The organism is Ochrovirga pacifica (genome assembly GCF_000220525.1).
Taxonomy (GTDB): domain Bacteria; phylum Bacteroidota; class Bacteroidia; order Flavobacteriales; family Flavobacteriaceae; genus Ochrovirga; species Ochrovirga pacifica.
Genome location: NZ_AFPK01000044.1, coordinates 90045 through 101241, shown reverse-complemented (window position 1 = coordinate 101241; position 11197 = coordinate 90045). Strand labels below are relative to the sequence as shown.

Here is an 11197-nt window from a genome sequence, read left to right as displayed (position 1 = left end):
TTTTATTCTACTCTCTCTAGAAGAGCCATATAAAATCCGTCGTAGCCAGATTCTGAGGCTAAGATTTTATTGTCTTTAACAAGTTTAAAATTTGGATTGTTGGCTAGAAAGAATTCAACCTGTTGTTGGTTTTCACTAGGAAAAATAGAACAAGTAGCATAAACTACTTTTCCTCCTGTTTTTACAATTTTGCTGTAGCGATCTAAGATTTCTGCCTGTACTTGCTTGATGTTTTCGAAAAACTCGGGTTGTAATTTCCACTTACTATCTGGATTTCTTTTTAAGACTCCCAAACCAGAACATGGTGCATCAATCAATACACGATCTGCAGTGTTGTATAATTTTTTAATCGTTTTGGTCGATTCTATTTTTTTGGTAGTAATGTTAAATGCACCTGCTCTTTTGGCACGTTTTTTTAATTCCATTAATTTACCACCGTAAATGTCTGTAGCTATAATAGAACCTTTGTTTTCCATTAATGCAGCAATGTGTAGAGTTTTTCCACCAGCTCCAGCACAAGTATCTACTACGCGCATACCTGGGGCTACTTCTAGAAATTCAGCCACTAGTTGAGAAGAAGCATCTTGCATTTCAAACAAACCACTTTTAAAAGCAGCTGTGGTAAATACGTTTTTACGTTCGTCTAATTCTAAGGCATAAGGATAACCTTTAATGGGCTGTGTAGCAATGTCATCTTTGGCTAATAAGCTTTGCAATTGCTGTTTGGTTCCTCTTAGTGTATTCACTCTTAAGATGGCAGATGCAGGAATGTTTTGTGCTTTGATTTCTTTGCTCCAAACTTCTTCTCCTAATTCTTTAATTCCCAAATCATCCATCCAATCAGGTATAGATTGCGCAATGGCTCTTTGGCTTTGAAGTTCATCAAACTTTCCTTTAATTCTTCTTACAGGCGTTTCAGTAAAATACTTCCACTCAGGCAACTCAATTCCTCTTAATACCGCCCAAACTGCAAACAGTTTCCATAAATTATCACGTGTGTAATGGTCTTTGGTTCCAGCAATTTCGTTATACAAACGTTTCCATCTTACAATTTCGTAAATGGTTTCTGCAACAAACTTTCGGTCTCTGGCTCCCCAGCGACTGTCTTTTTTTAATGCTTTTTGTACAACTTTATCAGCATATTCTTGTTCGTTAAAAATTGCGTGTAACGAATCAATAACTGTAAATACTAGATTTCTATGAAGTCTCATGCGTTATATTCTAAATGGAAGTGCAAAGGTAAGCGTTTTTTGAACTTTAACTACTATAAAAGTTCTCGACTTTCAACTAAGGGCAGTAAACTACTGCCCTTAATCTAGGGTCGTTATATAAAAGGGGTAGCAATAAATATATGTAATGATATCATACTTTAGTACTAGCGAATGTAGGCATAATTTTTCTGAAATGTTAGGTTAGTTGTTTAAAATCAATAAAAAAAAGTTTAAAATATTATGTCTGCATAAAGGTTATTGGGTTTAGTTGATGCAGTTCTTCTTTTAGTGAACACTTGTTCAATTTATAGTAAAAAAAGCGATGTGTATTTAAGAAAAGGAATTCTTATTTTTGATGGTTGATAGAATGCCATAAACCTAAAGAAATTCATGTTTGATTTTGATACACCTGTTACTTATTTAACTGGAATAGGACCGGCCAAAGCTACGGTACTACAGAAAGAAATGGGAATTTTTTCAGCCAATCAATTACTGAATTTTTTTCCGCATCGATATGTAGATAAATCTCAGTTTTTTAAAATCAGAGAATTGGTTCCCAATGCTAGCGAAGTTCAAATCAAAGGAGTAGTGGTGGGGATCAAAGAAGTACAACAAAAAAGAGGTTCTAGGTTGGTGGCTACATTTAAGGATGATACGGGAACTCTAGAGCTAATTTGGTTCCGTGCCACCAAATGGTTAAAGTCTAGCATTAAAATTAACGAACCTTATGTAATTTACGGAAAGCTGAACTTTTTTAACGGATCATTTAGTATGCCTCATCCAGAAATGGAGTTAGAAGAACATTATAAAAAAAGTTTAACGACTGGTTTGCAGGCTCTGTATCCATCTACAGAAAAAATGAGTGCCAAAGGGTTTAATCACAAAGTTATCTCTAAGGCTCTAGAGCATTTGTTAAAAGAAGCTTTTCCTTACATACATGAAACGCTATCACCAGAAGTTTTAAAAGAACTCGACCTGATGAGTAAAAAAGAAGCACTACTAAATATTCATTTTCCCAAAAGTCACGAACTTTTAGCAAAGGCTCAGAAGCGATTAAAGTTTGAAGAATTTTTTTATATTCAAATGCAGCTAATTCGTAACAAGCTTATCAGAAAAGATAAAATAAAAGGTTATGTTTTTGAGCATATTGGAATGTATTTTAATTCTTTTTACCAATCAGGATTAAAGTTCGACTTAACCGGAGCTCAAAAAAGAGTGTTAAAAGAAATAAGAGCCGACATGGCTACAGGAGCACATATGAATCGTTTGTTGCAGGGGGATGTTGGAGCAGGAAAGACCATTGTAGCTTTGTTAACCATGCTAATTGCTTTAGACAATGGATTTCAAACAGCTTTATTAGCTCCTACCGAAATACTAGCAACCCAACATTATCAGGCAATTACGGAATTGTTGCAAGGTTTTGGAGTTACGGTACAGTTGTTAACGGGCTCTACCAAAACCAAAGTACGAAGAGAAATTCACAAAACGTTAGAAGAAGGTTCTTTACAAATTCTAATAGGCACACATGCTATTTTAGAAGACAAAGTGGTATTTAAAAACTTAGGATTGGCTATTATAGATGAGCAACATAGATTTGGTGTGGCTCAGCGTTCTAAAATGTGGATGAAAAACTCCTTGCCTCCACATATTCTAATCATGACTGCAACTCCAATTCCAAGAACATTGGCCATGAGTGCCTATGGAGATTTGGATGTTTCTGTAATTGATGAATTGCCTCCAGGTCGTAAGCCCGTGCAAACAGTACATCGTTTTGACAGTGCACGTTTGCGTGTCTTTAAATTTATGCGTGACGAAATAGCCAAAGGAAGACAAGTATATGTTGTTTATCCATTGATAGAAGAGTCCGAAGCTATGGATTACAAAGATTTGCAAGATGGTTACGAAAGTATTCAGAGAGAATTTCCCTTACCCGATTACAGAATTAGTATAGTGCACGGAAAAATGAAACCCGATGATAAAGAGTTAGAAATGCAATGTTTTGTAAAAGGTGAAACGCAGATTATGGTAGCTACTACAGTAATTGAAGTAGGTGTAAATGTACCTAATGCTTCGGTAATGATTATAGAAAGTGCAGAACGTTTTGGTTTGTCACAATTGCATCAGTTACGAGGAAGGGTAGGTCGTGGTGCCGATCAGAGTTATTGCATTTTAATGTCTGGAGTAAAGTTATCTAACGATTCTAAAACACGTTTGGAAACAATGGTTAGAACCAGTGATGGGTTTGAAATTGCAGAAGTAGATTTGAAATTAAGAGGGCCAGGTAATTTAATGGGAACACAACAAAGCGGAGTGTTAAATTTAAAAATTGCTGATTTAGTAAAAGACTCAAAAGAGTTGCATTTGGCCAGAAATACAGCCGTTCTAGTGTTACAAGAAGATCCCAATTTAGCATTGCCAAAAAACAAACCAATCAAACAAACCTATGAACAAATACATAAAAGAACCAGCATTTGGGCAAATATTAGTTAGCTCTTAAATTAGGATGCGTTTAAATTGTGATAGGATAATTGCACATTGCTAATTGAAGTCGTAAATTTGCAAACTGAAAACGAATTTTGAACACATGAAAATATCATACAATTGGTTAAAACAGTTTATCAAAATTGATTGGGAAGCTGAGCAAACAGGTGAATTGTTAACCGATCTTGGATTGGAAGTAGAGGGAATTGAAAAAATTGAATCTATAAAAGGAAGTTTGGTAGGCGTTGTCGTAGGAGAAGTACTGACTTGTGAAAAACATCCCAATGCAGATAAACTAAGTGTAACTACTGTAAATATAGGTAAAGAAACACCCATACAAGTGGTGTGTGGGGCACCTAATGTAGCTGCCGGCCAAAAAGTACCTGTAGCAACAGTAGGCACTACTCTGTATGATGAAAATGGAGAAGGTTTTAAAATAAAAAAAGGAAAAATAAGAGGAGAAGAAAGCCATGGAATGATTTGTGCCGAAGACGAACTGGGGCTTGGTTCAGGACATGATGGGATTATGGTGTTAGACAATACTCTAGTACCAGGAACGCCAGCAGCCGAAGTTTTTAATATAGAGGTAGATGAAGTTTTTGAAATAGGACTAACTCCTAACCGAGCTGATGCGATGAGTCACCTAGGAGTAGCAAGAGATTTAAAAGCAGGATTGTTACAACAAGGTGTGCAAAAAGAACTGATTTCTCCATCGGTAAGTGACTTTCATGTGTATGAACGTTTGTTAAAAATTGACATCCATGTTAAAGATTTTGAAAAAGCTCCTAAATATGCAGGAGTAGCCATTAAAGATGTTCGTGTAGAAGATTCTCCAGAATGGTTGCAAAATAGATTAAAAGCTATTGGTGTAAAGCCTATCAACAATGTAGTTGATGTGACTAATTATGTACTGCATGAGCTAGGGCAACCTTTGCATGCATTTGATGCCAATAAAATTATAGGAAACAAAGTAACGGTAACCACCTTGCCTAGCGGAACTAAGTTTACTACGTTGGATGGAGTAGAGCGAGAATTGCACGAAGAAGATTTAATGATTTGTGATGGAGAAGAAAACCCAATGTGTATTGCAGGAGTTTTAGGTGGATTAGATTCTGGAGTAACCGAACGTACCACTTCTGTCTTTTTAGAAGCAGCTTATTTCAACCCTGTGTCTATTCGTAAAACAGCTAAGAGACATGGACTTAATACCGATGCTTCTTTTCGCTTTGAACGAGGAATCGATCCGAACATTACCAAATACGCACTGATTCGTGCTGCGTTGCTAATTCAAGAAGTAGCAGGAGGTAGAGCAGTGTCTGATGTAGATGTGGTATATCCTAATAGAATTGAAGATTTTGAAGTTTTTGTTTCTTACCAAAATGTTGCTAGAATTATAGGGCAGGAATTGTCTAAAGATACCATCAAAAATATTTTAGCTTCTTTAGAAATAAAAATTAATAGTGAAACTGAAGGAGGTTTAGGCTTAGTAGTACCTTCTTACCGTGTTGATGTACAAAGAGAAGCTGATATTGTAGAAGAAATTTTACGTGTGTATGGATATAATAATATAGAATTTTCTCATAAATTAAACACTTCTATAGAGCCTTCTATTTTTGACGGAGTAAAAACAGAAAACACCATAGCAGAGCAGTTAAGAGTTCAAGGGTTTAACGAAACCATGGCCAATTCTTTAACCAAAGCATCTTATGTAACATTGTCAGAAAACTTAAATACAGAGCACAATGTAGAAATGCTAAACCCGTTAAGTAGCGATTTGGCTGTGATGAGACAGTCTTTGTTATTTAGTGGATTGGAGTCGGTTGCTTATAACATCAATAGAAAAAACAGTGATATCAAATTTTACGAATTTGGTAAAACCTATCATAAGTATGGAGAAAAATACGAGGAGGCAAAACATTTGACTTTATTTGTATCTGGAAACAGAGCAAAAGAAACTTGGATTTCTGCCAGTCAAGCTACAGACTTTTATTATTTAAAGTCTATTGTAATAGGAGTTTTAGAAAGATTAGGACATCAAAATTTAAAAACTACTCCAACAAAAAATGATGTGTTTGCAGAGGGAATTACTTTAGGACTAGGAAAAATGAATTTGGTTGATATAGGAAGAGTAAGTCCTAAAATTCTAAAAGAATTTGGAATTAAACAGCCTGTTTTTTATGCAGACTTTAATTGGGATACGGTACTAAAAGTATCTCAAAACAAAAAAATGAAAGTAAGTCCATTACCTAAATATCCTTTGGTAAAAAGAGATTTAGCCTTGTTGTTAAACAAAGAAGTAGCGTTTAAAGATTTGTACAATGCAGCCTTTCAATCGGAAAAGAATTTGTTAAAAGAAGTAGATTTGTTTGATGTATATGAAGGAGATAAATTACCAGAAGGAAAAAAATCGTACGCTTTGAGTTTTGTATTACAAGACGAGAACAAAACCTTAGAAGACAAACAGATAGATAAAATAATGACCAAGCTCCAAAACTCGTTTCAGAAACAGTTTGAAGCTGTGTTAAGATAGTTTATTTACAAGCCTTTACCTGTGTAAAGGCTTTTTTATAACTGGAGAATACTGTAATATTCTTCAGTCCGTTGTTCTTAAATTACAGAACAAGTTTAAAATTTAGGATTATGAGTTTATACAAAACAATTATTCGCCCCCTATTATTTAAAGTTGACCCCGAGAAAGTACATTATTTTGTTTTTGATACTTTAAAATTTTTATCAAAAATACCAGGAGTATCTGCACTAACACAGGCTATTTATAAAATAGAAGACCCTAGGTTGATTCGAGAATTGTTTGGTATTAGCTTTAAAAATCCTGTAGGATTGGCTGCAGGGTTCGATAAAAATGCCGTGTTGTTTAATCAGTTGGCAGACTTTGGGTTTGGTTTTGTAGAAATAGGAACGGTAACGCCAAAAGGGCAAGAAGGAAATACTAAAAAGCGTTTGTTTCGTCTTAAAGCAGACAAGGCACTTATTAACCGTATGGGGTTTAATAATTTGGGCGTAAAAGAAATTGTTGAAAATTTAAAGCAAAACGAAGGAAAAATTATTATAGGAGGAAATATCGGTAAAAATACAGGCATTCCTGAAAATCAATATACCCAAGATTATTGTCATGTGTTTGAAGAATTACATCCTTATGTAGATTACTTTGTGCTAAATGTAAGTTGCCCCAATGTAAGCAGTCACGCTAAATTAGAAGACAAAGATTATTTGTTAGAGTTAGTTGCTGCTGTACAAAAAATAAACAATTCAAAAGAAGAACAAAGACCTATTTTGTTAAAAATTGCTCCCGATTTAAATACAACTCAGCTAGATGAAATTATCGATTTGGTTGCTGAGACAAAATTAGATGGAGTGATTGCCTCAAACACATCAGTAAATAGAGAAGGTTTAAAAGCAAGTAAGCAGCAACTAGCAGCAATTGGCAATGGAGGATTAAGCGGACAACCTATAAAAGATAGAAGTACAGCTGTTATTAAATATTTAGCAGAAAAATCAAACAAAGCTTTTCCAATTATAGGAGTAGGAGGAATTCATTCTGCTGCTGATGCTTTAGAGAAAATTGCTGTAGGAGCAGATTTGGTACAAGTTTATACTGGATTTATATATGAGGGACCTGCTTTGGTGAAAAAAATTAACAAAGCGATTTTAAAAAATACATAACTCTTATTTTAAAAGAAATTTACGGACATGGATCCAGAACCTGTATATTCCTTTATAGTACCTGTGTATAACAGACCCGAAGAAATTAATGATTTGTTGTACAGTTTAACCAAGCAAGATTTTCACAAATCTTTTGAGGTAGTTATTGTAGAAGATGGTTCTAAAAATACAGCCAAAGAAGTGGTACAAGCCTACAGGGATCGATTGGATATACAATATTACGTAACAGAAAATGAAGGGGCTGGTATGGCTCGTAATTTTGGAATGAATCATGCTCTAGGAGCTTATTTTATAGTCATAGACTCCGACGTTTTGGTACCCGTTAATTATTTAAAAAAAGTACACAAAGCTCTCAAAAAAAACTATACGGATGCTTTTGGCGGACCCGATGAAGCACATCCTAGCTTTACATCTTTTCAGAAAGCCATTAATTTTTCTATGACTTCTTTATTAACCACAGGAGGGATTAGAGGAAAGAAAAACGGAGTAGGAAAGTTTCAACCAAGAAGTTTTAATTTTGGAATTTCTAAAAAAGCGTTTGAAACTACAGGAGGCTTTTCTAGGATGCAATACGGAGAAGATATCGATTTGACTTTTAAATTGTGGAATCAAGGTTTTGAGACTCAACTAATAGAAGAGGCTTTTGTATATCATAAAAGAAGAACAAGCTTAGAGGCTTTTTATCAACAGACTTTTAAGTTTGGTACAGCAAGGCCTATATTAAACAAAAAATATCCAGGTACAGCCAAAATTACTTACTGGTTTCCAAGTGTTTTTATTATAGGTTTTGTAGCGGCTTCTACCTTATTTATGTTTGGTAATTGGCAACTGATTGCGTTTTATTACTTGTACTTTACTTTACTTTTTTTAAATGCCCTATGGGTTACTAAAGAAATTTCAGTTTCGTTTTTAACAATTCTTACCACTTTGGCACAGATGGCTGGTTACGGATTAGGTTTTATAAAAAGCTATTTTTCTAAAAAAAGATTCTAAGTTGTTTATCCTAGAATTTGTCCCAGAGCAGAAGGTTGTTGCAAAAACCAACCTGTAAGGCTATATCGGTCTTTATTTGCTTCAATAACACGATGAGGTACAACAGCACTTTTAAAGAAAATACACCTTCCTAAAATCGGATCTACTGTTAATGTTTTGTTGTTTTCCAAAAACAATTCTAGTTCTCCACCATCGCCTTTTTGCCAATTTTTATTTAAGTACAAAACCATCGTAATTGTGCGATTGGTACGGTTGCTAAACTGGTCTAAATGCTTTTTGTATAGTGTTCCTGGAGGATATTTGGCAAAATGAAATTCGTATCCTGCAAGACCTAAATAACAATAGCGATTAAATACAGCCATACTCTCGTCTATAAGAGACCAAAAGTTAGGAATAGATATGTCTCTTTTTCTGTCTAACCAATAAGTATGGTCTCCACGGATATCTTGTCGTATCACGTGGTCATTGATTGCTCCAATACCTGCTTTCGTAAAATCTGGCAAAGTTTCTTGAAACAACTGGTTGATTTGTAATAAATCACTTGGATTTAAAAAATTATCAATGATGACAAAGTCATTTTGAGATAGCTCATCCACCCAGAAAAGCCAATCTTCTAATTGGTGTTTTGTTGTCAATAAAGTATTAAAAAAATAGCGGACAAATATACTTAAAAAACGAATGCAACTATTTTTTTATTGTTGTATTAACCTAAAATATTGGTTTCAAATCCATCAATACTTTGAGTGTTTTTTTCTTCCCAATAGTTTTCTATTTTTTTAGGGCCTTTTTTCTCTGCCCAATCTTTTAATACCGAGCGATCTTTTTTGTAATCCATTAAAGGAACAGCAAAACCACATGAGCTTTGTACCAAATCAACATCCATAATAATAATTTGACGTGAGCCTGGTGTTTTGGGAAATAAATCAACATACTCTTGGTAAATAGCATCTCTAGTATGATAGATTTTAGCCGTTCCGTACAGTCTTAAAATCAGTGGTTTGCCCTCAAAAGCACAAAACATAATGGTCATTCGCTCATTTTGCAATAGGTGCGCGGCTGTTTCATTACCGCTTCCCGTTAGGTTGAGCCATGCAATTTTGTTGGCATTTAGTACTCGAAACGAATCCATTCCTTTTGGAGATACATTTACACGACCTTCAGCGGCTGCAGTCCCAACAAAAAAGAGAGGTTGTTTGCTAATGAACTCTTGATGCTCTTTGCTAATTTCTGTGAATTTTTTTCCCATGACTGTGTTGCTATATTACATAAAACCGATCGATGGCTTAAAGTTAGTTAATCCTTTTCAAACAATACCACACTTTCTATATGTGCAGTATGAGGGAATTGATCTACCAAACTCAATTTCGTAATTTTATAACCAGCTTGTATTAAGGTTTCGGTGTCTCTAGCTTGTGTTGCTGGATTACAAGAAACATAGACCATTCTGCTAGCTCCTAATTGAATGACTTTTTTTAAGGTTTTTGGAGCAATTCCTGCTCGTGGTGGATCTAAAACAATAGTTTCTATTTTACTCTTGTAGTGTGGGTATTCTAATAAAAATTTTCCAACATCGGCTGCATAAAAATCAACTCCATTAATCCCATTTCTAGTTGCATTTTTTTTTGCATCTATGATGGCTTCTTTTACAATATCTACCCCAATTATTTTAGTATTGGTAGTTTTAGAAGCCAATATTTGCCCTATAGTTCCCGTACCACAGAACAAATCCATTACTATTTTTCCGTTTACAGTATCGGCCTTTTCTAAAGCATAGTCTATGACTTTGCTATAGAGCTTTTCCGCAGATTTTGGGTTGGTCTGAAAAAAGCTTTTCATTGATATTTCAAAGTTCAATCCTAGTAAGTTTTCTACCAAGGTATCTTTTCCATAGACTAAGGTTTCGTCTCCAGTAACGGCAAGTGTTCTATCACCAATTTCATCGTTGGTGGTGTGAATCAATCCTGCCAAACGCTCTCCAAATAAATCTCTCAGCAAATTCACAAATCCTTTCATGTTAAAGTGAGATACTTGTGGAGAAGTAGTAACCAAATTACACAAAACCTGATTGGTTTTGTAACTTTTACGAACCACAAAGTAACGGAAAAAACCTTTTTTTTGTGGAGCATGCCATGCTTCCAAGCCACTATCTATACAGAATTGGCGAATGATTTTTAAACTGTTTTCTACTTGCTCATCAAACAAGCCAGAGTCTTTGTCTAAATTTTCGGTACACCACCATGTTCCACGCTTTTTAAACCCTAAGGCAAATTCATCTACGTCTGTTTTTTGTTCAAAATCATAACGAATGGCAGAAAAACCATATTCCATTTTGTTGCGATAATGAAAAACTTCAGGTGATGCGATAAATTCATCAAAAAGATTTTCAATATTTGCCACCTTACCGATACGTTTAAAAAGTTCTAAGGTGCTTTCTTTTTTGTATTGATGTTGAATGTTTATAGGCAATTGAATGTATGGGGCTCCTGGAATGATTTGAAAAGGAACTTCCACTTCTTGTTCAGAAGCTTCTAAAACCTCAAATAACTTGGCTTCAGCATAGCGTTTGCTTGTTTTTTTTATTTGTGCTTTTACGGTCTGACCAGGCAGTGTATTGGGTACAAAAACCACAAACTCTCCATCTTCATTTTTTATTCTTCCAATTCCTTTTCCTCCAAAGGCGTAGTCTTCTATAGTAATAGAGATGATTTCACCTCTTTTTACAAATTTGTTTCGTTCTCTTCTTGGCATGCCGCAAAGGTACTTCTAAGTTTTGAAAGTTGGAACAGTTGCTTGTCTAAAAGTTTAAAATGCAAGCAAACTTATGCTTGTTA

8 protein-coding genes are annotated in these 11197 nt (G+C 34.8%); 4 read left to right on the top strand and 4 right to left on the bottom strand.

Annotation, left to right across the window (positions count from 1 at the left end; translation table 11 throughout):
* Positions 1-2: 2 nt before the first annotated feature.
* Positions 3-1211 (bottom strand): RsmB/NOP family class I SAM-dependent RNA methyltransferase, encoded by a 1209-nt coding sequence (locus FS85_RS0109575; protein ID WP_010136017.1) that lies wholly within the window; start codon positions 1209-1211, stop codon positions 3-5.
* Positions 1212-1601: 390 nt separating this feature from the next.
* Here FS85_RS0109575 and recG point away from each other — a divergent pair, with 390 nt between their 5' ends.
* The 4 genes from recG (at position 1602) to FS85_RS0109555 (ending at position 8366) form a co-directional block, all read left to right on the top strand.
* Positions 1602-3701: an ATP-dependent DNA helicase RecG gene (gene recG, locus FS85_RS0109570; RefSeq protein ID WP_010136016.1), complete on the top strand. Its 2100-nt coding sequence runs from the start codon at positions 1602-1604 to the stop codon at positions 3699-3701.
* Between the two features lie 94 nt (positions 3702-3795).
* On the top strand, positions 3796-6222 hold the full coding sequence (gene pheT / locus FS85_RS0109565) for a phenylalanine--tRNA ligase subunit beta (RefSeq protein WP_010136015.1): 2427 nt from the start codon (positions 3796-3798) through the stop codon (positions 6220-6222).
* 110 nt (positions 6223-6332) lie between these two features.
* Positions 6333-7373 (top strand): quinone-dependent dihydroorotate dehydrogenase, encoded by a 1041-nt coding sequence (locus tag FS85_RS0109560; RefSeq protein ID WP_010136014.1) that lies wholly within the window; start codon positions 6333-6335, stop codon positions 7371-7373.
* 27 nt (positions 7374-7400) lie between these two features.
* A complete protein-coding gene (locus FS85_RS0109555; protein WP_010136013.1) occupies positions 7401-8366 on the top strand; it encodes a glycosyltransferase in 966 nt (321 codons plus the stop codon).
* A 5-nt stretch (positions 8367-8371) separates the two neighbouring features.
* On the opposite strand, the gene FS85_RS0109550 is transcribed toward FS85_RS0109555, so the two are convergent.
* From FS85_RS0109550 to rlmD, 3 genes are all read right to left on the bottom strand, one after another.
* Positions 8372-9001, bottom strand: a complete 630-nt coding sequence (locus FS85_RS0109550; RefSeq protein WP_010136012.1) for a 2OG-Fe(II) oxygenase — start codon at positions 8999-9001, stop codon at positions 8372-8374.
* Between the two features lie 68 nt (positions 9002-9069).
* A complete protein-coding gene (locus FS85_RS0109545; RefSeq protein WP_010136011.1) occupies positions 9070-9612 on the bottom strand; it encodes a pyridoxamine 5'-phosphate oxidase family protein in 543 nt (180 codons plus the stop codon).
* 47 nt (positions 9613-9659) lie between these two features.
* Positions 9660-11114 (bottom strand): 23S rRNA (uracil(1939)-C(5))-methyltransferase RlmD, encoded by a 1455-nt coding sequence (gene rlmD, locus FS85_RS0109540; protein ID WP_010136010.1) that lies wholly within the window; start codon positions 11112-11114, stop codon positions 9660-9662.
* Positions 11115-11197: the final 83 nt, after the last annotated feature.